Origin of the sequence: Pseudomonas sp. AKS31 (genome assembly GCF_023634765.1) — a bacterium.
In the GTDB taxonomy this organism is placed as follows: domain Bacteria; phylum Pseudomonadota; class Gammaproteobacteria; order Pseudomonadales; family Pseudomonadaceae; genus Aquipseudomonas.
In genome coordinates this window covers 667,427-690,792 of record NZ_JAMLFX010000001.1, presented here as the reverse complement: position 1 = coordinate 690,792, position 23,366 = coordinate 667,427, and the positions used below count along the sequence as shown (strand labels likewise).

23 protein-coding genes are annotated in these 23,366 nt (G+C 58.8%); 14 read left to right on the top strand and 9 right to left on the bottom strand.

Annotated elements, in window-relative coordinates:
* Positions 1-593: 593 nt before the first annotated feature.
* From ccoM to M9827_RS03050, 3 genes are all read right to left on the bottom strand, one after another.
* A complete protein-coding gene (gene ccoM, locus M9827_RS27695; protein WP_003222396.1) occupies positions 594-707 on the bottom strand; it encodes a cytochrome c oxidase subunit CcoM in 114 nt (37 codons plus the stop codon).
* A 147-nt stretch (positions 708-854) separates the two neighbouring features.
* The gene (locus M9827_RS03055; RefSeq protein WP_250603364.1) at positions 855-1,016 is read right to left on the bottom strand and encodes a hypothetical protein; all 162 of its coding nucleotides are present in this window, start codon (positions 1,014-1,016) and stop codon (positions 855-857) included.
* Between the two features lie 116 nt (positions 1,017-1,132).
* On the bottom strand, positions 1,133-1,474 hold the full coding sequence (locus M9827_RS03050; protein ID WP_003222394.1) for a hypothetical protein: 342 nt from the start codon (positions 1,472-1,474) through the stop codon (positions 1,133-1,135).
* 241 nt (positions 1,475-1,715) lie between these two features.
* On the opposite strand from M9827_RS03050, the gene rapA reads away from it, so the two are divergent.
* Positions 1,716-4,562 (top strand): RNA polymerase-associated protein RapA, encoded by a 2,847-nt coding sequence (rapA, locus tag M9827_RS03045; protein ID WP_250603362.1) that lies wholly within the window; start codon positions 1,716-1,718, stop codon positions 4,560-4,562.
* A 186-nt stretch (positions 4,563-4,748) separates the two neighbouring features.
* Here rapA and M9827_RS03040 read toward each other — a convergent pair whose 3' ends face one another.
* A complete protein-coding gene (locus M9827_RS03040; protein ID WP_250603360.1) occupies positions 4,749-6,098 on the bottom strand; it encodes a spinster family MFS transporter in 1,350 nt (449 codons plus the stop codon).
* Positions 6,099-6,399: 301 nt separating this feature from the next.
* On the opposite strand from M9827_RS03040, the gene M9827_RS03035 reads away from it, so the two are divergent.
* Together M9827_RS03035 and M9827_RS03030 are read left to right on the top strand one after the other, a co-directional pair.
* Positions 6,400-6,768 carry a YkgJ family cysteine cluster protein gene (locus M9827_RS03035; RefSeq protein ID WP_250603358.1) on the top strand — a complete coding sequence of 123 codons (369 nt, stop codon included), beginning with the start codon at positions 6,400-6,402 and terminating at the stop codon, positions 6,766-6,768.
* Between the two features lie 149 nt (positions 6,769-6,917).
* Positions 6,918-9,200 (top strand): putative bifunctional diguanylate cyclase/phosphodiesterase, encoded by a 2,283-nt coding sequence (locus M9827_RS03030; RefSeq protein ID WP_250603356.1) that lies wholly within the window; start codon positions 6,918-6,920, stop codon positions 9,198-9,200.
* On the opposite strand, the gene M9827_RS03025 is transcribed toward M9827_RS03030, so the two are convergent.
* On the bottom strand, positions 9,091-9,987 hold the full coding sequence (locus M9827_RS03025; RefSeq protein WP_250603354.1) for an NAD(P)-dependent oxidoreductase: 897 nt from the start codon (positions 9,985-9,987) through the stop codon (positions 9,091-9,093). The genes M9827_RS03030 and M9827_RS03025 overlap by 110 nt on opposite strands.
* Before the next feature lie 194 nt (positions 9,988-10,181).
* Between M9827_RS03025 and M9827_RS03020 the strand changes: the two genes are divergently transcribed.
* Positions 10,182-12,380: a hypothetical protein gene (locus M9827_RS03020; protein WP_250603352.1), complete on the top strand. Its 2,199-nt coding sequence runs from the start codon at positions 10,182-10,184 to the stop codon at positions 12,378-12,380.
* A gap of 279 nt (positions 12,381-12,659) precedes the next feature.
* On the opposite strand, the gene M9827_RS03015 is transcribed toward M9827_RS03020, so the two are convergent.
* Complete coding sequence (locus M9827_RS03015; RefSeq protein WP_250603350.1) at positions 12,660-12,980, bottom strand: DUF2288 domain-containing protein; 321 nt, start codon at positions 12,978-12,980, stop codon at positions 12,660-12,662.
* A gap of 353 nt (positions 12,981-13,333) precedes the next feature.
* Here M9827_RS03015 and M9827_RS03010 point away from each other — a divergent pair, with 353 nt between their 5' ends.
* From M9827_RS03010 to M9827_RS02990, 5 genes are all read left to right on the top strand, one after another.
* Positions 13,334-14,461, top strand: coding sequence for a branched-chain amino acid ABC transporter substrate-binding protein (locus M9827_RS03010; protein WP_123452283.1), 1,128 nt, complete (start codon positions 13,334-13,336; stop codon positions 14,459-14,461).
* 230 nt (positions 14,462-14,691) lie between these two features.
* A complete protein-coding gene (gene livH, locus M9827_RS03005; RefSeq protein ID WP_008082254.1) occupies positions 14,692-15,615 on the top strand; it encodes a high-affinity branched-chain amino acid ABC transporter permease LivH in 924 nt (307 codons plus the stop codon).
* On the top strand, positions 15,612-16,868 hold the full coding sequence (locus M9827_RS03000) for a high-affinity branched-chain amino acid ABC transporter permease LivM (protein ID WP_250603347.1): 1,257 nt from the start codon (positions 15,612-15,614) through the stop codon (positions 16,866-16,868). Before livH ends, M9827_RS03000 begins: the two co-directional genes overlap by 4 nt.
* Positions 16,865-17,632 (top strand): high-affinity branched-chain amino acid ABC transporter ATP-binding protein LivG, encoded by a 768-nt coding sequence (livG, locus tag M9827_RS02995; protein WP_077571419.1) that lies wholly within the window; start codon positions 16,865-16,867, stop codon positions 17,630-17,632. Before M9827_RS03000 ends, livG begins: the two co-directional genes overlap by 4 nt.
* Complete coding sequence (locus M9827_RS02990; RefSeq protein WP_250603345.1) at positions 17,633-18,334, top strand: ABC transporter ATP-binding protein; 702 nt, start codon at positions 17,633-17,635, stop codon at positions 18,332-18,334.
* 115 nt (positions 18,335-18,449) lie between these two features.
* On the opposite strand, the gene M9827_RS02985 is transcribed toward M9827_RS02990, so the two are convergent.
* Both M9827_RS02985 and M9827_RS02980 read right to left on the bottom strand, forming a co-directional pair.
* A complete protein-coding gene (locus tag M9827_RS02985; RefSeq protein ID WP_250603343.1) occupies positions 18,450-18,707 on the bottom strand; it encodes an acyl carrier protein in 258 nt (85 codons plus the stop codon).
* 53 nt (positions 18,708-18,760) lie between these two features.
* Entirely contained in the window at positions 18,761-19,012 is a 252-nt protein-coding gene (locus M9827_RS02980) for a hypothetical protein (protein WP_250603341.1), read from the bottom strand.
* Positions 19,013-19,278: 266 nt separating this feature from the next.
* On the opposite strand from M9827_RS02980, the gene M9827_RS02975 reads away from it, so the two are divergent.
* Genes M9827_RS02975 through M9827_RS02960 form a run of 4 tightly spaced genes read left to right on the top strand, consistent with a single transcriptional unit; the run spans position 19,279 to position 21,725 of the window.
* Positions 19,279-19,584, top strand: a complete 306-nt coding sequence (locus M9827_RS02975; RefSeq protein WP_250603339.1) for a BufA1 family periplasmic bufferin-type metallophore — start codon at positions 19,279-19,281, stop codon at positions 19,582-19,584.
* Between the two features lie 25 nt (positions 19,585-19,609).
* Positions 19,610-20,497, top strand: coding sequence for an MNIO family bufferin maturase (gene bufB / locus M9827_RS02970; RefSeq protein ID WP_250603337.1), 888 nt, complete (start codon positions 19,610-19,612; stop codon positions 20,495-20,497).
* Complete coding sequence (locus M9827_RS02965) at positions 20,494-21,252, top strand: HvfC/BufC N-terminal domain-containing protein (RefSeq protein WP_250603335.1); 759 nt, start codon at positions 20,494-20,496, stop codon at positions 21,250-21,252. Before bufB ends, M9827_RS02965 begins: the two co-directional genes overlap by 4 nt.
* Positions 21,249-21,725, top strand: coding sequence for a DoxX family protein (locus M9827_RS02960; RefSeq protein WP_250603333.1), 477 nt, complete (start codon positions 21,249-21,251; stop codon positions 21,723-21,725). The genes M9827_RS02965 and M9827_RS02960 overlap by 4 nt, the downstream gene beginning before the upstream one ends.
* 22 nt (positions 21,726-21,747) lie before the next feature.
* Here M9827_RS02960 and M9827_RS02955 read toward each other — a convergent pair whose 3' ends face one another.
* On the bottom strand, positions 21,748-22,662 hold the full coding sequence (locus tag M9827_RS02955) for a LysR family transcriptional regulator (protein ID WP_250603331.1): 915 nt from the start codon (positions 22,660-22,662) through the stop codon (positions 21,748-21,750).
* 104 nt (positions 22,663-22,766) lie between these two features.
* On the opposite strand from M9827_RS02955, the gene M9827_RS02950 reads away from it, so the two are divergent.
* The gene (locus M9827_RS02950; protein WP_250603329.1) at positions 22,767-23,366 is read left to right on the top strand and encodes a short chain dehydrogenase; all 600 of its coding nucleotides are present in this window, start codon (positions 22,767-22,769) and stop codon (positions 23,364-23,366) included.

Genomic DNA, 23,366 nt, shown 5'->3' with positions numbered 1-23,366 from the left:
GGAGAGGGGACTGACCGAGGTGTTTGGTAGAGTTACGCCGACGTGAAAGTCCGAGTTGAACGCAAATTTTCACAGGCCTACCATCGACTCCCTCTCCCTCGGGAGAGTGCTGGGCGGGCGGCGTTCCGATGAGGGGCAAGAGCACCACAAACCCAAAGCCGAACACCCGCTCTTCACCACTCAATAGGCCGAGTGTCAGCTCGCCTGCTTTTGATCTTGATCCACGGGCGACGTCGGAAGGCTGAGTGGAGGGATTGATCCGGGCGTGGGAGCGCAGCGACCGTACGACGCAGTCGTACACAGCGGAAGGAGGTGCAGCGAAGCAAACCGGAGCCGCTGCGCCCGGATCGATCCCGGAGCGAAGGAACCCGAGCCTGCGAGGGCCGAACGCAGGAGCAAGCCTTTTGGGTTACCTTTTTGGCGTTTGAAAAAGGTGACCCGCCGTAAGGGCGGAACCGTAATCAGCAACACCCGCAAAAACGGATTTTCACCCACAACCCCAGGAGCATGGTCGGCCCAAAGGCCGCCAAGGCACAAAAAAAGGGCAACCGAAGTTGCCCAAAATGCCTTGCGTGCTCATCAATCCAGAAGAATCACTTCTTGCGCTTATTCGCATCCTTCCAGATAAAAAATCCAAACCCTGCAAAAAACAGAACCATCAGCCCTACAGTCAGGACCCCGGCAAACACCACGTTATCGAAAAACATGACTGGCCTCCTGGGCCTCTGCTCTGCTGCGATGGAACCTAAGTTACCAAACACACAGGCGCACAAATTGACCGGGATCAATATCAGCAACAAAGGGGAGTAAAGGAGGGAAATTAAATGACCTGCATCAACGGATGCAGGCAGAGATCAACGCTTTTTCGGCTTGTTTCTCGACTTTTTCTTGGTTTTTCCCAACGGCATCGCCTGTTCGAACGCCTGGCGCACTTCATTCAGGCGCTTCTCGTTGAGATCATGCACGCGCTTGGCGCGTTCACTGCTGAGGTCAATCAGTTTGTCGTCTTGGCTCATGGCGTCAGTGCATCACTTCAAAGAATCACAACTGCCACATCATCGGCAGGACTGCGCCAATAATGCAGCCTCAGCCGCGCGCTGACCAGCCGGTAAGCCCAGCGCGGTACAACGACTCAGATCTCGATATCAACCCATAAGCCCTGACGCGGCTGATCTTCCATCAGCGGCACCACCGGCACGGTGTTGTCGGCATTCAGTTCGGTGCCAGGCACGGCCAGGTGTTCTTCCGGGTCTTCATCGGCTTCGCGACGGCGCCGGTCACGCTCCTGCTGGCGGCGCTGTTCTTCGCGCGCCAGCAGGCGATCTTCTTCCGGATCACGCTTTTGCAGATCGATCGTGCTTTCGTTGGAGCTTTCCTGCACCGGCACCACCGGAGGAATGTCCGGCCGCTGGCGGATCGGATCCTGCTGGGAAGTGATCGGCACAGCGCTCAGGGGGAGCATCGGTGGCAACATATAAAGGGTCTCCTGTCAGCAGGCTATCGGCTGCGGAAAAGGCGCCTTGAGCCATCCGTCGTAAATCTGTGACCTGATTGGCACTCACAGGTGCCCTGCACAGGAAGAAAACAGACGCATGACGCTTTTCGTTTCAGCTTGCAGCTCGCGGCTAAAAGCTCGCCGCTGCTCCTAATCCTTTGGCCCTGAAGCCTGCATTCCGTTAAGATAGCCCGCTTTTTCAAGGTGGGAGTCAGGCAGCATGGCGCAGCAGTATCAACCGGGGCAACGCTGGATCAGTGACAGCGAAGCAGAGCTTGGTTTAGGCACCGTTCTGGCACAGGACGGCCGCTTGTTGACCGTGCTTTACCCGGCCACTGGCGAAACCCGCCAGTACGCGCTACGGAATGCGCCCCTGACCCGCGTGCGGTTCTCGCCGGGTGACAGCATCACCCACTTCGAAGGCTGGAAGATGACCGTGCAGCAAGTCGACGATGTCGACGGCCTGATGGTTTATCACGGCCTCAACGGGCAGAACGAAGCCGTCACCCTGCCGGAAACCCAGCTGTCGAACTTCATCCAGTTCCGTCTGGCCAGCGATCGTCTGTTCGCCGGGCAGATCGACCCACTGGCATGGTTCTCTCTGCGTTACAACACCCTCGAACACACCAGCCGCCAGTTGCAATCGTCGCTATGGGGCCTGGGTGGCGTTCGCGCTCAGCCAATCGCGCACCAATTGCACATCGCCCGTGAAGTCGCCGACCGTATCGCCCCGCGCGTTCTGCTGGCGGACGAAGTAGGTCTGGGTAAAACCATCGAAGCCGGTCTGGTGATCCATCGCCAACTGCTCTCGGGCCGCGCGAACCGCGTGCTGATCCTCGTCCCGGAAAACCTCCAGCACCAGTGGCTGGTCGAAATGCGCCGCCGCTTCAACCTGCAAGTTGCGCTGTTCGACGAAGAACGTTTCATCGAAAGCGATGCCACCAACCCGTTCGAAGACACCCAACTGGCGCTGGTTGCGCTGGAGTGGCTGGTCGACGACGAAAAGGCCCAGGACGCACTGTTCGCCGCCGGTTGGGATTTGCTGGTGGTCGACGAAGCCCACCACCTGGTCTGGCACGAAGACAAAGCCAGCCCGGAGTACTCGCTGGTCGAGCAACTCGCCGAAGTCATCCCGGGCGTGTTGCTGCTCACCGCCACCCCGGAACAACTCGGTCAGGACAGCCACTTCGCCCGTCTGCGCCTGCTCGATCCGAACCGTTTCCATGACCTGGCTGCGTTCCGCGCCGAGAGCGACAACTATCGCCCGGTGGCCGAAGCCGTGCAGGAACTGCTCGACAAGGGCCGTCTCTCGGCCGAAGCGCACAAGACCATTCACGGTTTCCTCGGCAACGAAGGCGAAGCCCTGCTGACCGCAGTCAACGATGGCGACACCGAAGCCAGTGCGCGCCTGGTGCGTGAACTGCTCGATCGCCACGGCACCGGCCGCGTGCTGTTCCGTAACACCCGCGCAGCGGTGCAGGGTTTCCCGGAGCGCAAACTGCACCCGTACCCGCTGCCATGCCCGGACGAATACCTCGAACTGCCGCTGGGCGAACACGCCGAGCTGTACCCGGAAGTCAGCTTCCAGGCGCAGCCGGACGCCAGCGAAGAAGAGCGCTGGTGGAAATTCGACCCACGCGTCGAGTGGCTGATCGATCAGCTGAAAATGCTCAAGCGCACCAAAGTGCTGGTGATCTGCGCCCACGCCGAAACTGCGATGGACCTGGAAGACGCCCTGCGCGTGCGTTCCGGCATCCCGGCCACGGTGTTCCATGAAGGCATGAACATCCTTGAGCGTGACCGCGCCGCCGCCTACTTCGCCGACGAAGAGTTTGGCGCGCAAGTGCTGATCTGCTCGGAAATCGGCAGTGAAGGTCGCAACTTCCAGTTCGCGCACCACCTGGTGCTGTTCGATCTGCCGTCGCACCCGGACCTGCTCGAGCAGCGTATCGGTCGTCTCGACCGGATCGGCCAGAAGCACATCATCGAACTGCACGTGCCGTACCTGGAAACCAGCCCGCAAGAGCGTCTGTTCCAGTGGTACCACGAAGCGCTGAACGCGTTCCTCAACACCTGCCCGACCGGCAACGCCTTGCAGCACCAGTTCGGCCCGCGCCTGCTGCCGCTGCTCGAAGAGGCCGACGACAGCGAGTGGCAAGCGCTGATCGACGAGGCACGCGCCGAGCGCGAGCGCCTGGAAGCCGAACTGCACACCGGTCGCGACCGTTTGCTGGAGTTGAACTCCGGCGGTGCCGGCGAAGGTGAAGCGCTGGTCGAGGCGATCCTTGAGCAAGACGATCAGTTCGCCCTGCCGATCTACATGGAAACCCTGTTCGACGCGTTCGGCATCGACAGCGAAGACCATTCGGAAAACGCCCTGATCCTCAAGCCGAGCGAGAAAATGCTCGACGCCAGCTTCCCGCTGGGCGACGACGAAGGCGTGACCATCACCTACGACCGCAACCAGGCGCTGTCGCGTGAAGACATGCAGTTCATCACCTGGGAACACCCGATGGTGCAGGGCGGCATGGACCTGGTGCTGTCCGGTTCGATGGGCAACACCGCCGTCGCGCTGATCAAGAACAAGGCATTGAAGCCGGGCACTGTGCTGCTGGAACTGCTCTACGTCAGCGAAGTGGTTGCACCGCGCTCGCTGCAACTGGGCCGTTACCTGCCGCCAGCCGCCCTGCGCTGCCTGCTCGATGCCAACGGCAACGATTTGTCGCCACGGGTATCGTTTGAAACGCTGAATGATCAGCTGGAAAGCGTGCCGCGTGCCAGCGCCAACAAGTTCATCCAGGCCCAGCGCGATCAACTGACGCCACGGATCAACGCCGGTGAAGACAAGATCGCCCCGCGTCACGCCGAGCGCGTGGCCGAGGCCCGCCGCCGTCTGGCGGCCGACACCGACGAAGAACTGGCACGCCTGACCGCGTTGCAAGCGGTCAACCCGACCGTGCGTGACAGCGAACTGGAAGCGTTGCGCACACAACGTGAGCAGGGTCTGGCGATGCTGGATAAAGCGGCGTTGCGTCTGGAAGCGATCCGGGTGTTGGTGGCGGGTTAATCGCCCCGCTCCACCGCCAAAAACAAAAAGGCCCGCAGTGATGCGGGCCTTTTTTGTTTGCCTGTGATTTTTCAGCTGATGCTGATGGCCTCATCGCTGGCAAGCCAGCTCCCACAAGTTTCGGGTCGTTTACAGATTATGTGTACGACTCGGTCACTGTGGGAGCTGGCTTGCCAGCGATGACGGCTATGCGGTCGCTACTGCAACCTCTGGCTCAACCACAGCCACCAACCCCTCCTTCATCCGCTTCGCATCCCGCACAAAACACCGCGCAGCCAGAAACAGAAACACCATGGTCAAAAACAACGCCACCGGAATCAGGTACATCGCATCATGCAGGCCGACGGCCTTGAACGCCTCGGTCATCTGCTCCGCTCCCGCCGCCAACATCGCGGTATGGGCAAAATGATCCGACAAGCCACCGACCACCACCGGCCCCAGACCACCGCCCAGCAGATACAACCCGGCAAAGAACAACGCCATCGCGGTCGCCCGCAGACGCGGTTCGACCACGTCCTGAATCGCCGTGTAAACGCAGGTGTAAAAGTTGTAGGCAAACAGCCAACCAACACTGAACACCGCGACAAATACACCAATCTCGATCCGCCCGGCATGCAACGCCCACGCCGTGCACAGGGTCGAGATGATCAGACTGAACGCGGCAAACAGCAGCCGCCCGTTGGCCACGCGCTGGTGAATCTTGTCGGCAATCCAGCCGCCCAACGTCAGACCTACCAGCCCAGTCACACCGACGATCATCCCGGTAGCCACCGCCGCGTCCTGCAACGGCATCAGGAAATAGCGCTGCAGCATCGGCACCAGAAACGAGTTGCAGGCATACGTCGCGAAGTTGAAGCACAACCCGGCCATGACCAGCCAGAGAAAAGTCGGCACCGCCAGAATCCGGCGGATCGGCTTGTCGACTTTCTCCTGGGAGACCTGCACGGTCTCCGCAGCGCCGCGCTTCGGCTCTTTAATGAAGAACATGAAAACCGCCAGGATCAGCCCCGGCACTGCGGCAATAAAGAACGGCGCACGCCAGCTGTCGAACGCCTTGACCATCCAGCCAATGGTGAAGAACGCCAGCAACAATCCCAGTGGCAAACCGAGCATGAAAATGCCCATGGCCCGCGCCCGACGATGGGCCGGAAACAAATCACCGATCAACGAGTTGGCCGCCGGGGCGTAACTCGCCTCACCGATACCGATGCCCATGCGCACGATCAGGAAGCTCCAGAAACTGCCAACCAGGCCGTTGACCGCCGTCAGCGCACTCCACGTCGCCAGGCCCCAGCCCATCAATTTGCTGCGCGAACCGGTGTCGGCCATGCGCCCCAGCGGCAGGCCGGCAATCGCGTAAACAATGGTGAAGGCGGTACCGACAATGCCCAGTTGAAAGTCACTGAGGTGCCATTCCATGCGGATCGGTTCGATGATGATCGCCGGAATGGTGCGGTCGAAGAAGTTGAACAGGTTGGCCAGGAACAGCAGGAACAGAATGCGCCAGGCATTCGCCGCTTGGGTCGAGTTCTGCATGGGTCCGTCTCTTTATTGTTATAGGGCTTCACTGCCACTGCATCCGAGCCCGGAACCTGCAATCTAGTCAGCCCGCACTGGCCTGTCTGTGATCATTCGTCTGCCTGATATCGGGCCATGGCACTGTAACGAAACGTAAGCCCTTGATAAGCCTGCAATCCCCCGAAAAACGGGGCTTTTGCGGCAAAATCCTGCCACAAAAAAATAGTTTCGCGCCCCCCTTCCCAAGTCTGCGGCAAAGCCTAGAATGGCCGCCGGATCCGTCCGGATCTCCCGATCAATCCCTTTGATACCCTCGCCCATGTCCGAAGTCAGTCCGTGTCTGAATTGCGGTGCCTGCTGTTCCCATTTTCGCGTGTCTTTCTTTTGGGGCGAGTGCGCTTCCTCCGGTGGCACGGTGCCCGATGAGCTGGTCACGCAGATCAGTCCCAGTCGGGTAGCGATGAACGGCACCGACTGTAAATCGCCGCGTTGCACGGCGTTGGTCGGAGAAGTCGGCAGCGAGGTGAAGTGCTCGATTTATGAACTGCGCTCCAGCCCTTGCCGCGAATTCGAGTCGTCATGGGAAAATGGCGAGCAGAATGTCGATTGCGATAAGGCCCGCGCGCGTTTTGGCTTGCCGCCCCTGCAACCCGACTGGGCGCAGATTCCTCTCGAACAGATCGCGTAAGCTTTTAGCGCCAATCGCTATGACGCTAATGCCAAAATCATTAGTGCCCATGTGCCACTACCGCTTGCACCCCGAAATCGGCCTCTATACTCCTGACATTCAACTGCGTTCAACGCGCACTCGGGACGACTTCAGAGACGGGGCATGCTATGGAGTGGCTTGGTTTGCAGTTTGTTGCCGAGCTGCCGGCGAGCGGGCAGGTCATCCTCGATTGCAGTCACAACCCTCTCCTGGTGATGGTGGCGTATCTGGTCGCCTGCGCAGCCAGTTTTGCCACCCTGGATATGGCTGAACGCGTCGTACATGCCGAAGATCCCGGGTCGCGGCGGATCTGGCGCTGGATCGGCGCGACCTGCCTGGCCGGCGGCATCTGGGCCATGCATTTCATCGGCATGCTGGCTTTCCAGACACCGATCGACATTCAGTATGACCTCGGCATCACCCTTTTCTCGTTGCTGATCGCCCTGCTCGCCTCTTGGCTGGCCATGCAAACCCTGAGCGAAGTGCAGCCGAGTGCGTTGCATTGCTTGAAAACCGCGTTTGTCATCGGCCTGGGCATCGCCGGCATGCATTACGTTGGCATGGCGGCCATGAAGTCGAGCGCCACCGCCTACTATCAGCCGGGGCTGTTCGCGCTGTCGGTGGCGATCGCCATCGGCGCCAGTTTCGCCGCGCTGTGGGTAGCCCGTTATCTGAGCGAAGGCAACGGCGTGGTGCATCAGTTGCTCAAGTACAGCGCTGCGCTGATTCTCGGCGCTGGCATTATCAGCATGCATTTCACCGGCATGGCTGCGCTGGATCTGGTTCTTCCCGAGGGAGGCCTGACAGCGAGCGGCGGCGATAACGGGCACCTGCAACTGGGCCTGACCGTGGCGCTGATCATCCTGCTGATCCTTGGCAGTGCGATCAGTGCGGCGCTGGCCGACAAGAAACTGCAGAACAAGGAAGAGGACCTGCGCCGCGTCAACGCCTTGCTCAGCCAACTCGATCAGGCGCGCATGTCGCTGCAACAAGCGGCCAACTACGACGCCCTGACCAACCTGATCAACCGTCGCGGGTTCAATCAGATCTTTGCCGAAAAGCTCTGTCAGAAGACCACTGAAGGCGGCATGCTCGCAGTGATGTTTCTCGACATCGACCACTTCAAACGGATCAACGACAGCCTCGGCCATGACGCCGGTGACGAGTTGCTCAAGGTCATCGCCAATCACATAAAAAGCTCGGTACGCAGCCATGAAGACGTGGTCGCACGTTTCGGTGGCGACGAGTTCTGCATCCTCATCAACCTGCATGACCGCGAAGAGGCCCGCAACATGGCCCAGCGCATCATGCTCAAGATGAAGGAGCCCATCGAACTGGCCGGGCGCCGTATGGTGATGACCACCAGCATCGGCATCAGCCTGTTTCCGGAGGATGGCAGCACCTGCGAGGAACTGCTCAAGCACGCGGATCTGGCGCTGTATCAATCCAAAGGTGCGGGGCGCAACGGCCTGCATTTTTTCAGTTCCAACCTCAAGACCCGCGCCAGCTTCGAGCTGCAACTGGAAGAAGAATTGCGCCACGCCTTGCGCGAAGAAAACGGCCTGATGCTGTATTACCAACCGATCTTCGAACTGAAGACCGGTCGCGTTACCAAGCTTGAAGCGCTGATTCGCTGGCAACATCCGCTGCACGGCTTGCTGACCCCGGATCGCTTTATCTCCATCGCCGAAAACAACGGTTTGATCGCTGAACTGGACAATTGGGTGTTGCGCCGGGCCTGCAAGGATCTGGGTGAATTATCACGGCATGGTTGCGAAGAACTGAAAATCGCCTGGAACTGCTCACCGCTCAACCTCACCCGGGAGGAACTGGCCAACGAAATCGAAAGCGCATTACGCAGCGCCGGGGTGGCGCCGGAACGGCTGGAGCTGGAAGTCACCGAGAATGCGCTGATGGGCAACATCGCCAACACCCTGGTACTGCTGAGACAGATCCGCGCGCTTGGCGTCTCACTGTCGATTGACGACTTCGGCACCGGTTACTCTTCGCTGGCCTACCTCAAGCGCCTGCCGCTCAACACCCTGAAAATCGACCGCTCGTTCATCCTCGACATTCCCACGGCGACCGCCGACATGGAGATCGTCCAGGCGATCATCGTGATAGCGCACACCCTGCATTTGCAGGTGGTGACCGAAGGCGTGGAAAGCCTGGAGCAGTACGAATTCCTTGAACGCTCAGGCTGCGATTTCATTCAGGGTTACCTGCTCAGTCGCCCGGTGCCGCTGGACGAGTTGCGTCCGGTGCTGGAAGAAATCAATCAGCGCAAGCCTTCACTCGCGGTCAATCCGCTGATGCTGGCGCGCGGTACATTTGCACCAGTGTCGCTGGATCCTGCGCCAAATAGCCTTGCGCCCCATGCAGGCGCATCAGTTGTGCGGCCAATCCGCTGATTGGCGTCGCCGAGCCCTGTTCGCGGGAGAATTTGACGGCGGTGTCGAGATCCTTGAGCAAGGTGCGCACGTGCCATTTGATCGGTTCGAATCGGCTTTCGGCCATTTGTGGAGCGAGGATCTGCAACGGTTTCGAATCGGCAAAACCGCCGGCCAATGCTTCGGCAATCAGGCTCGCATCGACCCCGGCCTGCTCTGCCAGCGCCACCACTTCGGCAATCACCAGCGCGTTGCAGGCGACAATCATCTGGTTGCAGGCCTTGGTCACCTGCCCGGCACCGATGCCGCCCATGTGCGTAACGCGCTGACCGAGGCTGAGCAACACCGGGCGTACGCGCTGAAGATCGGCCGCTTCGCCGCCAACCATGATCGCCAGGCTGCCCGCCTCGGCACCCACCACACCGCCGGACACGGGTGAGTCCAGCCAGCTCATGCCGGTTTTCTCCAGCAATTGCGCCGCCATTTCGCGTGTGGCCGTCGGTTCAAGGCTGGAAAAATCCACCAGCAACTGCCCTTTTTTCGCGCCTTCAGCGACACCCGCCGGGCCAAACACTACCTCGCGAACCACCGCCGTGTCCGCCAGACAGAGCATTACCACCTCGGCGTGTTCGCACAGTTCAGCGGGGCTCGCTACCTGTCGCGCGCCAGCTTCGACCAGTGGTGCGCACTTCACCGGGTTGCGATTCCACACGGTCAGTGGATAACCCGCCGCCAATAAACGCCGGCACATGGGCAGGCCCATCAGACCGATTCCGGCGAACCCCAACGAAGGTAGCGTTGACATCATTTTGCCTCTTTTCGATTAAAGATCGCCGAATAATGGCCGATTCATCAACGATCAGGAAAGGATTCCCCCCAGCGACAGTCAGGCCAAAATCCTGATGCTCGGGCTCAATTCGCGCACAAAGACGCGAGATCTTATTCCGTGAGGTTCGCCGGCATTGGCCTGCGAGCCAACCCAGTCCAGGTATATGGCGCACAATGACTTCTAAAAACAATCCCGCCACTGCGGTATCCGATCTGACTTTGAGCCCCGCCGCCAACAGCCCGTCACCGTCGAAGCCCTTGCTCCCGTCGCGCCCGCTGTCGACTCAGCAATACCTGTACTTCACCGAAACCAATACCGACCGCATTCTCGACAACCTCGACGGCCTGCGTGATCTGGTGTTCCCGCGCCCGCCGCACCTGGAAGGCGACAACGAACAGCACAACGACCAGGAATTCCCCTCGGTGTGCCTGATCGGCCTCGGTCGCTGCGGCTCGAACATTGCCCTGGATGTCGCGGAGCTGGTGTACAACGCGCGCAAGTTCTACCTCAACGAATTCAACAACGAAGACCGTGCGGCGGATCGGCGTCTGGCGGACAAGGGCTACAGCCCGGCCCAGTGGATCAAGCAAAACCTGCGGATCGGCCCGAACAAGTCGACCAAACCGGTGTTCCTGGTCGAACCGCTGGTGATGCTCGGCGACCTCGACAAGGACATCGCCGGGCGCATCCGTTTTTCGCGCAAGGGCGAGAAAAGCGGCTTCCTGCGCGACTACAGCAAAATGAAGATCATGGACTTGTCCGAAGTTCACGCCGGTGGCGCCGGTAACGCGCCGATCCTCGGCCAGTACCTGGCGAAGATCATCCTCAACAAAGACACCCAGCGTTTCTCCAGCCCTGACTGGAAAATGATCCATTCGTACCTGATCGACAGCTGCGGCATCAAAGCCAACCAGTCGCGCCTGTATTTCTCGATCTTCAGTGCCGGCGGCGGTACCGGTTCCGGAATGGCCTCGGAATTCGGTCTGGCCCAGCAGCACTCGTACATGAACAAGACGTTCGACACCAAGCCGATGGACGAGCATGACGGCAAGAGCGGTCATTCGTTCGTGTTCGAACCGATCTTCACCAGCGGCATCTGCGTGCTGCCGAACATTTCCGATCACCGCAGCGAAATGTCCGAGGCGCTGCACATCAACGCCGGGCGCCTGCTGTGCAAATACCTCTCGGAAGAATGGGATTTCTCTTACAACTTCGCCAACGAAGACAGCAGCGAAGCCAGCGTCATGGGGCGTATTCGCCCGTGGAACGCGATGATGCTGATCTCCAACGACATCATGCGTTACGCCGAAGAGAGCGATGACGGCAACATCCAGAACATTGATGTCAATGCCATGGAGAAGCACGCCAACCAGTACATCTCGCAGCAGATCTTCAACATTCTGACAGCGCAGGCCGTCACCACTGACTACGACCAGAACTACTTCCGCCGCGCCGGCATCGACATCGGCGAAACCATTCGCCTCGACGCCAACGACCTGTTCATGAGTCTGGCCGGCCCGGTGGCGATCGCCTACGCCGAATCGGTAGTGCCGGAAACACCGCCGCCGAGCAGCGACAAATTCAAGGTGTTCGACAAAGAACCCCAGCGCCTGAACATCGACGACCTGTTCTTCCGCTCGATCGACCTGCCGCACTTCAACAAAGTGACGCAAGCGATCGAAGGCATCAGCCTGTTGCCGATCGAATCCAAGCGTTATCGCGCCTCGCTTGAGCAGTACAAGAATTCCGGCTACGACGCCGCGGCGCTGCATGACCTGCACTTCTTCAAGAACTGCTCGTCGGTGGTCTCGATCGTTTCGCTGCCGAAAGACTACAAGCTGTCGTACATGGACCTGAACCGGTTGAAGACTCACCTCAACAGCCTGTTCCCCAACACTACGCTCAAGCGTTACGCACTGGTGATCGGCGCTTCGGCGAACCTGTCGCTGACCACTCTGATCGCCAAGAGCCCGTGCCTTTCGGACGATTTCCTGACGTTGATCGTGGCGTTCATCAAGCGCTGCTTCGCGAAGAACCCGTACCGTTTCGACGATACCCTGGACAACTCGATCCTCGATTTCATCATCAACGAAGAGTTCGACGAAGACCGCATTGATGATCTGCTCAACGAGTTCGAGAACCCGGCGAAGATCCTCGACACCAACTGGTATGCGATCAAGCCGATGTACGAGAAGAAGTACCGCGAGCTGATCAACGACAAAGAGAAGTTTGTCTCGATCAACGACATTCGCCTGTCGCGTGATTGCGTGAAGAAGTCGATCAAGTACCTGCGCGAGATTTACCGTCACCGGATTGGCAAGACCAAGGTTATTTCCCTCAATAACCATACCGGCAAGTCTTACTCGGTCTGATCCAGAACCGAGTCGCCCCATTCGCGAGCAGGCTCGCTCCCACATTGGAATGCATTCCCCTGTGGGAGCCAGCCTGCTCGCGAAGAGGCCTTCAAATTCACTGAAGATTTCAGCCTTTCCAACATCCAGAAACAATTAAGCAGCCGTTAGGCTGCTTACTAAACTGTTCCTGTTACGTTTACGTCACCGTGAGGTCACCCGCGCTTGTGGCGTTTCTCTACGGCAACGTGCCATCACGCTACTCCGCTACACACTTTTCGCCGTTGGCGGGTCGCACCATCAAGGTGCAACGTCTGCGGCGACTGCCCTTTCCTGGATCAGAATCCACGGCGAAACCACCACCGCCCACAACGATGGATCGCGCTCGAAAAGATCCAGCGCCCGCGTTTCAGACAGCTTCGCGACCTTGTCTTCGGCCAGCCAGGCAGCCACTTTCTCGCCATCATCCGACGCCACGGCCTCGGCGGCAGCGATCAAATCCAGCGCAGGGTCGACCCACAATAGGGCACCCTTGGCGAAGAACGGCTCCAACTCTTTCCAGGTAATAGATGCGGTTTCACCAAGCAGCTTGGCATAGAGGGTGCTAGGTTCTTGATTCATGGGGTGCTGTCCGGAAAAGAAATCGACGCAAATGATAACGTCGGTGGTCCGTCAGCAAAACCCGGTTGCAAATGGCTGCACCGAACGAAAAGAGCAGGAACGCCAGGGAATGCTGCTGATTGGGCTATATGCCCACGAACGCCCCGCCGCAATTCTGTCTTTTTCATTCAAAAATGCGACACCCCCAAGTTTTGCCCCTCGGCGCCCGCTTCCCAGGCTGACAACCGGCGCTCTACACTGTACCGGTACAGTTGCCGGGGGCATTTCCGGAGGGTATCGCAAAGATATCTGACCCGGTTCTGCTGCTACGGCGCCAGAACTCAAAAAAATTACAACAGTAAGAGTGGAGCACTATGACTAAGGCTACTAAGCAGATTTCCAAACTGTTTGCCGCTATGGTTCTGGCCGGGGTTGCCAGCCATTCGTTCGCAGCTGACACCATCAAAATCGGTATCGCCGGTCCCAAGACCGGTCCAGTAGCCCAGTACGGCGACATGCAGTTCAGTGGCGCGAAAATGGCCATCGAGCAAATCAACGCCAAGGGCGGCGTCGACGGCAAGAAACTCGAAGCCGTTGAATACGACGATGCCTGCGATCCAAAACAAGCGGTAGCGGTCGCGAACAAGGTCGTCAACGACGGCGTCAAGTTCGTGGTCGGTCACCTGTGCTCCAGCTCCACTCAACCGGCTTCGGACATCTACGAAGACGAAGGCGTGATCATGATTACCCCGGCTGCCACCAGCCCGGACATCACCGCCCGTGGTTACAAAATGGTCTTCCGTACCATCGGTCTGGACAGCGCCCAGGGCCCTGCCGCCGGTAACTACATTGCCGATCACGTGAAACCGAAAATCGTTGCAGTCCTGCACGACAAACAGCAATACGGTGAAGGCATCGCTACCGCCGTTAAAGCCACCCTCGAGAAGAAAGGCACCAAAGTTGCCGTGTTCGAAGGCGTCAATGCCGGCGACAAGGACTTCTCCTCGATCATCGCCAAACTCAAGCAAGCCAACGTCGACTTCGTTTACTACGGCGGCTACCACCCGGAGCTGGGTCTGATCCTGCGTCAGTCCGCTGAAAAAGGCCTGAAAGCCAAGTTCATGGGTCCGGAAGGCGTGGGTAACGACTCCATTTCGCAGATCGCCAAAGACGCTTCCGAAGGTCTGCTGGTGACCCTGCCGAAATCCTTCGACCAGGATCCAGCGAACGTTGCCCTGGCTGATGCATTCAAGGCGAAGAAAGAAGACCCGAGCGGCCCGTTCGTGTTCCCTTCCTACTCGGCGGTTGAAGTGATTGCCGGCGGTATCACCGCAGCCAAATCCGAAGACCCTGCCAAAGTGGCCGAAGCCATTCACGCCGGCACCTTCAAAACCCCGACTGGCGACCTGAGCTTCGACGCCAAGGGCGACCTGAAGGACTTCAAATTTGTGGTTTACGAGTGGCACTTCGGCAAACCAAAAACTGAAGCTTCGCCTCAGTAAGGCGCGCCCTGACTGACTGCCAATAAAGCCCACGGCGTGCCGTGGGCTTTGTTTTACGAATGTATGGGCCGCGCTGGCGTGATCCGCCAGTCTCCCCACCTGAAAATCTCAAAACCGTCATCAGCGGTTCGCTGGCAAAACCCGGATTCGAAGTGGATAGAGATCCACGGGGCCGGGCGGGAAAATGACTCCACCAGTGAAATGCGTATCAGGTTTTTAGGAGCGCTGTAATGCCTGACCTCTATCACTTCTTCCAGCAGCTGGTTAATGGCCTGACCATTGGCAGCACGTATGCCCTGATTGCCATCGGCTATACGATGGTTTACGGCATCATTGGAATGATCAACTTCGCCCACGGCGAGGTGTACATGATCGGCTCCTACGTGGCGTTCATCGCCATCGCCGGGCTGGCCATGATGGGAATCGACAACGTCCCGCTGTTGATGACCGCTGCTTTCATCGCGAGCATCGTGGTCACCAGCTCGTACGGCTACAGCATCGAACGGATCGCCTACCGCCCCTTGCGCGGCAGCAACCGTCTGATCCCGCTGATCTCGGCCATCGGTATGTCGATCTTCCTGCAGAACACGGTTCTGCTGGCGCAAGACTCCAAGGACAAATCCATCCCCAACCTGATCCCCGGGAACATTTCCTTCGGGCCAGGTGGCGCACATGAAGTGCTGATTTCCTACATGCAAATCGTGGTGTTCGTGGTGACTCTGATCGCCATGCTCGGCCTGACGCTGTTCATCTCCCGTTCTCGCCTGGGTCGCGCCTGCCGCGCCTGCGCCGAAGACATCAAGATGGCCAACCTGCTCGGCATCAACACCAACAACATCATCGCCCTGACTTTCGTCATTGGTGCTGCGCTGGCGGCCATCGCGGCTGTGCTGCTGAGCATGCAATACGGCGTGATCAACCCGAACGCCGGTTTCCTCGTCGGCCTCAAAGCCTTCACCGCTGCGGTACTTGGCGGCATCGGCAGCATCCCCGGCGCCATGCTCGGCGGGTTGGTGCTTGGGGTGGCGGAAGCCTTTGGTGCCGATATCTTCGGCGACCAGTACAAGGACGTCGTGGCTTTCGGCTTGTTGGTTCTGGTGCTGTTGTTCCGTCCGACCGGCATTCTGGGCCGTCCGGAGGTTGAGAAAGTATGACTAGGAATCTTAAACAGGCACTGTTCAGTGCCTTGCTGGTGTGGGCCGTGGCCTACCCGGTACTCGGTCTGAAACTGACCATCGTCGGCATCAACCTTGAAGTGCATAACACCAGCCCGATGATTCTGGCGACCATCGCCATCTGCTCGGTGCTGATGTTTCTGCGGGTGCTGTTCAACCAGCAGATCAGCAAGGCCTGGAATTCCTCGCCGGGCATGCCGCTGATCCCGGCCAAGGCGAGTAACTTCCTGACCCTGCCGACCACCCAACGCTACTTCATCATTGCGCTGATCATCGGTGCGCTGGTGTGGCCGTTCTTCGGTTCCCGTGGCGCGGTGGACATCGCGACGCTGATCCTGATCTACGTGATGCTCGGCCTCGGCCTGAACATCGTCGTCGGTCTGGCCGGTCTGCTCGACCTCGGCTACGTCGGCTTCTACGCCGTCGGCGCCTACAGCTACGCGCTGCTGTCGCACTACTACGGCCTGAGCTTCTGGATCTGTCTGCCGATTGCCGGCCTGATGGCGGCGACGTTCGGCTTCCTGCTGGGCTTCCCGGTGTTGCGTTTGCGCGGTGACTATCTGGCGATCGTGACCCTCGGTTTCGGCGAGATCATTCGTCTGTTCCTGCGTAACCTGACCGACATCACTGGCGGTCCGAACGGCATCAGCAACATCGAGAAACCGACGTTCTTCGGCCTGACCTTCGAACGCAAAGCCGCAGAAGGTCTGCAGACGTTCCACGAATACTTCGGCCTCGAATACAACTCGATCAACAAGGTGATTTTCCTTTACCTGGTGGCGTTGTTGCTGGCGCTGGCGGCGCTGTTCATCATCAACCGTCTGCTGCGCATGCCGATCGGTCGAGCGTGGGAAGCGCTGCGTGAAGATGAAATCGCCTGCCGCGCACTGGGCCTGAATCCGACCGTGATCAAGCTGTCGGCCTTCACCCTCGGCGCGAGCTTCGCCGGTTTCGCCGGTAGCTTCTTCGCCGCCCGTCAGGGTCTGGTGACCCCGGAGTCGTTCACCTTCATCGAGTCGGCGATCATCCTCGCCATCGTCGTGCTGGGTGGCATGGGCTCGCAGTTGGGCGTGATCCTGGCGGCCGTGGTGATGATCCTGTTGCCGGAGATGATGCGTGAGTTCAGCGAGTACCGCATGTTGATGTTCGGTGCCCTGATGGTGTTGATGATGATCTGGCGTCCACAAGGTCTGCTGCCGATGCAACGCCCACACATGGAGTTGCGAAAATGAGCCGCGAGATTCTTAAAGTCGAAAACCTGAGCATGCGCTTCGGCGGCTTGCTGGCGGTCAACGGTGTGGCCCTGACCGTCAAAGAGAAACAAGTGGTTGCACTGATCGGCCCGAACGGCGCCGGCAAGACCACCGTGTTCAACTGCCTGACCGGTTTCTATCAGCCCACCGGCGGCAGCATCCTGCTCGACGGCGAGCCGATTCAGGGCCTGCCAGGCCACAAGATCGCCCTCAAAGGCGTAGTGCGCACCTTCCAGAACGTGCGCCTGTTCAAGGACATGACGGCGGTCGAGAACCTGTTGATCGCCCAGCATCGTCACCTGAATACAAACTTCCTGGCCGGTCTGTTCAAGACCCCGGCGTTCCGCAAAAGCGAGCGCGAGGCCATGGAGTTTGCCGAGTACTGGCTGGAAAAGGTCAATCTCAAGGAGTTCGCCAACCGTACCGCCGGCACCCTGGCCTACGGTCAGCAACGGCGGCTGGAAATCGCTCGCTGCATGATGACCCGTCCGCGGATCCTCATGCTCGACGAACCGGCGGCCGGCCTGAACCCGAAGGAAACCGAAGACCTCAAGGCGCTGATCAGCGTGCTGCGCGAAGAGCACAACGTCACCGTGCTGCTGATCGAACACGACATGAAACTGGTCATGAGCATTTCCGACCACATCGTCGTGATCAACCAGGGCACACCTCTGGCTGACGGCACGCCAGAACAGATCCGCGACAATCCTGAAGTGATCAAAGCCTACCTGGGGGAAGCGTAAATGCTGCAGTTCGAAAACGTTTCCACCTTCTACGGCAAGATCCAGGCCCTGCACAGCGTCAACGTCGAAGTCCGTCAGGGCGAGATCGTGACCCTGATCGGCGCCAACGGTGCCGGCAAGTCCACGCTGCTGATGACGCTCTGCGGTTCGCCGCAGGCGCACAGCGGCAGCATCCGCTACATGGGTGAGGAACTGGTCGGCCAGGACTCGTCGCAGATCATGCGCAAGAGCATCGCCGTGGTGCCGGAAGGTCGTCGGGTGTTCGCCCGTCTGACCGTTGAAGAAAACCTGTCTATGGGCGGCTTCTTCACCGACAAGGGCGACTATCAGGAGCAAATGGACAAGGTTCTCGGCCTGTTCCCGCGCCTGAAAGAACGCTTCAACCAGCGCGGCGGCACCATGTCCGGCGGCGAACAGCAAATGCTCGCCATCGGCCGCGCGCTGATGAGCAAGCCGAAACTGCTGCTGCTCGACGAGCCGTCGCTGGGCCTGGCACCGATCATCATCCAGCAGATTTTCGACATCATCGAAATGCTGCGCAAGGACGGTGTGACGGTGTTCCTGGTCGAGCAGAACGCCAACCAGGCGCTGAAAATCGCCGACCGCGCCTACGTTCTGGAGAACGGCCACGTGGTCATGCAAGGCACCGGTGAAGCCCTGCTGACCGACCCGAAAGTACGCGAGGCGTACCTCGGCGGTTGATGTATTTCACCCCCCAAAAAAAACGGCCTTCGGGCCGTTTTTTTGTACTTGGGTTTGCCCTGTTGGGCGGCCTTCGGCAGCTTCAGGGCAGAATAGGTTGCGTGTATGGGAATGATCACACACGTTTGTTAGCAATCACATAATTGATTACGTCCTGCACCGTTATAAGTTCCTCGGATGCATCGTCCGGGATCTTCATAGCAAACTCGTCCTCTACTGCCATCACCATCAGTAACCGTTCCGATGAGTCCGCACCCAAATCCTCGACGAAGTTGCTTTCATTTCTGACCTCGACTTGATTTCCATCTTCATCTTTTCTGTACAAACTCTCGGCTATGAGCTCTTTCACACATATCTCTATATCTTGTTCCATTTCCAACACCTCTCTGTTCAATTGAGTGTTCCTGCCGCAAGGGAATGCCCGTATCAGGGGACGACTTTTGATCCCAGCGTCTGATTCGCAGAAATAACGCCCGTCGCCTGCAGCAAATCATTTACCGCGTGCAAGACACCAAAATCTTCAAGAGTGGCCTTTTTATCCAGAATGCGACGCAGGCAAAAATAGATCTGCAGCTCACCGAATGCCGCCCCGTCATGAATAACCTTTTCATCCAGAATGATGTTGGCCTGTTCGTCGATCCTGGCCTGGACAAACTTTTTCAACTCAGACAAATTCATGAATTTTCTCCCTGATGTGTACCGCCACAGGCCCAATATACTCAGTCGAAAAAACCTGCCATCTGTCAGAAATGACAGTTTTTAATAACCATTCACGATAACCATTATTCAAATCCCTTGTGCTACCTCTATGCCCGTCGGGGATCTGCTTTGTTTTTTTGAAAAAGATTTAAGCGTTGCTGTAACGCATCGCAGTGAGCTTTCTCTAGTGGGGTAAGCAAGCGCAAACCGCTTGTAAAAACCCTGAACAAAACTGGAGAAACATCATGACTGCTACCACCCGCACCCTGTCCGCTACCGCCCTGGTTCTGGCCCTCGGTTCCGCCCTGAGCATGACCGCTGTATCGACCGTCCACGCCGCTGACGCCGACATGGAGAAATGCTTCGGCGTGGCCATGAAAGGCAAAAACGATTGCGCCGCTGGTGCAGGCACCACCTGTGCCGGCACGTCGAAAATGGACTACCAGGCCAACGCTTGGAAACTGGTTCCGAAAGGCACCTGCGCCACCACTGAGAGCAAGACCTCGCCGACCGGTTTCGGTCAAATGGAAGCGTTCAAAGCCAAGTCCTGATCCGCGAACTGCCTGAGTGACGATCATGCTCACCCTCAATGACCATGCCCAACCCCGCACTCAGGCAGCCCTCAGCGGGCTTCCACCCCGTGCCGGGCTGGGACTCAAGACCGGGCACTTTCGTGAAGTGCTCGGCTCACCAGCGGACATCGGCTTCTTCGAAGTCCACGCCGAAAACTACATGGTCGACGGCGGTCCGTTTCATCATTTTCTCGGTTTGATCCGCGAGCAGTATCCGCTGTCACTGCACGGTGTCGGCTTGTCAATCGGTGCTGAAGGGCCGCTGGATAAACAGCATCTCAAGCGCCTTGCCGAACTGATTCGACGCTATCAACCGCAATCCTTTTCCGAACATCTGGCCTGGTCGAGCCATGGCCCGGTGTTTCTCAATGACCTGCTGCCACTGGCCTATGACACGCCGACGCTGGACCGCGTCTGCGAGCATATCGATCAGGTGCAGAACACCCTCCAACGCCCCATGCTGCTGGAGAATCCGGCGACCTATCTGGCGTTTCAGCGCTCGACCCTCGACGAAGCGGAGTTTATCGCCGAGGTCATCCGCCGCAGCGGCTGTGGCCTGTTGCTCGACGTCAACAACGTCTACGTTTCTTGCGTGAACCATGAGCGTGATCCGCTGGCGTATCTCGATGCCCTGCCCTTGCACAGGGTTGGCGAGATTCATCTGGCCGGGTTTGCCGAAGATTGCGACAGCCTCGGCGACCGTTTGCTGATCGATGATCACGGCGCGCCGATCGATCAAGCCGTCTGGGATTTGTACCGGCAAGTACTGCAGCGCATCGGTCCGGTGGCGACGCTGATCGAGCGCGACAATCAAGTGCCGGCGTTTGAGGTGCTACTGGCGGAAGCTCAGCAAGCTGATGCGTTTTTGCTGGATGCTGGAGCACGCACATGAGCACTCAACGCGCTTTTGCTGCAGCGCTCATCGACACCCGGCTACCCTGCCCCGAAGGCCTGTGCAGCGCCAACGGCGCCGATCCGGCCAGCCGCTTCACGGTGTATCGCAACAACGTGCAGAGTTCACTGATCAATGCCTTGGGCGACAGTTACCCGGTGGTTGCGCAATTGGTGGGCGATGAATTTTTCCGTGCCATGGCGGCCGTTTTCGTGCAACAGCAACCGCCGCAGAGTCCGTTGATGAGCCGCTATGGCGAGACATTTGCGGACTTCGTTGCAGCGTTTGAACCGGCCGGCAGCGTGCCTTATCTGGCAGACGTGGCGCGCCTTGAGCACCTGCGCACCCTCGCCTACCACGCGGCCGACGCCCAGCCCGTACAGCCAGAAGAAATCACCGCAGCACTGGCTGATGCGCAAACGCTGAGTGAACTGCGCCTCGACCTTCATCCCTCTATGCACCTGCTCGACTCTGCCTATGCCGTAGTCGCGATCTGGGGCGCACATCAGCACGACTCGACGCTGGAAGGGATCGACGTCAACCAAAGGCAACACGCGCTGGTGTTGCGCAATGGCCTGGACGTCGAAGTGTTTGCTCTCGACCCCGGCGCCAGCAGGTTTATCCGCAATCTGATCGATGGCCAGCCACTGCTGGCAGCGGCCGAAAACAGCCCTGAGTTCGACCTCGCGCAAACCCTTGGCTTGCTGATCGCGCGTAACGCTATTACCCACTTGAATAACAAGGAACTGCCATGAAAACCCTCATCACCGGCGCCATCGCGCTGCTGGAAAAAATCCCCCACAGCCTGATCGCGTTCATTGCGCGTTTCTCGATTGCCGCAGTGTTCTGGAAATCAGGACAGACCAAGGTTGAAGGCCTGGCCATTGACCTGATCGACGGCACTTTTCAACTCGGCTGGCCACGTCTGGCCGACTCGACGATTCCGTTGTTCAAGAGTGAATACAACGTGCCGTTGTTGTCGCCAGAGATTGCCGCGCACATGGCGGCATTCGCCGAACACATTTTTCCACTGCTGATTCTGATCGGCTTCGCTACGCGGTTTTCGGCGCTGGCGCTGCTGGGCATGACCCTGACCATTCAACTGTTTGTGTATCCCGATGCCTATCCGACCCATGGCACCTGGGCGGCGGTGTTGCTGTACCTGATGGCAACGGGGCCGGGCAAGCTGTCGATTGATCACCTGATTGCTCGCCGTTTCAGCCACTGATATCCCCGCAGGGGAAGCGGGGTCAGCGCTGAAGTCGATCCAGCGCCTCGCCACTGCGCTTGAACCAGCCAATCAGATAATCCGCCAGCACCTGCGTGCGCCTCGGTAATCCGCCCTGATATGGATGCACCAGGTACATCGGCATGCGCCGGGTCTGAAAGTCGCGCAGAAGCCAGCACAATCGGCCGTCAGCCAATTCCGCTTGCAGCAAGTAGGAAGGCAGTCGCGCGATGCCGGCGCCACTGAGCGCGGCCTTTTTGAGGAGGCTGTAATGGTTGCTGGCAAACGGTCCTGACACGCGCACCCGCAGCAATTCATGTTGCTGGTGATACAGCCATTCTTCGCGTCCGCTGTAGTGGCTGTTGAGCAAACAGCGATGTTCGGCCAGTGCTTGTGGCGTCAGCGGCTCACCGAAGCGCTCAAGATAAGCCGGACTCGCGCAGGTCATTTCCTGCCATGCCAGCAACGGCTTGGCCACCAGTCGATCGTCATTGGCCACCTCGCTGCGGATCCCCAGATCAAAGCCGTCCCGGGACAGATCGCGGTAACTGTTGTTCAGCTCCAGCTCGATCTGCACCTCAGGGTATTGATGCGAGAACTCCAGCAACAAACCCTCGAAGAAGGTTTCGCCCAGCGACACCGGCACCGTCATGCGCACCGGACCGGCCATGTCGTCTTTCAAGCGCGCCAAGGCCTGACGCGCCCGTTCCACCTGGACGACCAGCGCCTGGGCCTGCGGCAACAACGCTGCGCCGGCGGCGGTCAGGCTCAAGCGCCGGGTGGTGCGTTGCAACAACACCACAGAAAACTGCGCTTCGAGCTGGCTGATGCGTTTGGACAGCTGGCCCTTGCTGCAGCCCAATTGCTGCGCTGCCAAAGTGAAACTACCCGCTTCGATCAACACCGCGAATGCCGCCAGGTCATCCATTTCACTCATGGATTGTTTCCATTTGAAAACCAAAGGTTGCCCATTAGTGCGCTTATCCGCAGAAAAAACCACTCTAGACTGAAACCTCGTTCAATCACTTGAGGTACAGCACGATGAAGATTCTGTTGATAGGCGCTGGCGGCACCATCGGCTCGGCGGTGGACAAAGAACTGTCGCAACGTCATGAAGTCATCCGCATCGGGCGCACCAGCGGTGAGTTGCAGGTGGATATCAGCGACAGCGCATCGATTCGCAAACTGTTCGAAAAAACCGGCAAGTTCGATGCGCTGGTGTGCGCCGCCGGCAACGTGACCTTCGCTCCACTGGGTGAGATGACCGAAGACAGCTTCGCCCTCGGTCTCAAAGACAAGCTGATGGGCCAGGTCAATCTGCTGCTGATCGGCCGCGAATTCGCCAACGACGGTGCCTCGTTCACCTTCACCACCGGTGTGCTCAGCCATGATCCGATTCGCAGCGGCGCCTCGGCAGCGCTGGTCAACGGTGCGCTGGACAGTTTCGTCCGCGCCGCCGCCATCGAACTGCCACGCGGTATGCGAGTGAACTCGATCAGCCCGACCGTGCTGCTCGAAGCCATGGGCAGCTACGCCCCGTATTTCCGCGGCTACAAGCCGGTTCCTGCGGCGGATGTGGCATTGGCCTACGCGAAAAGTGTCGAAGGCCTGCAAACCGGTCAGACCTTTCACGTCGGATAA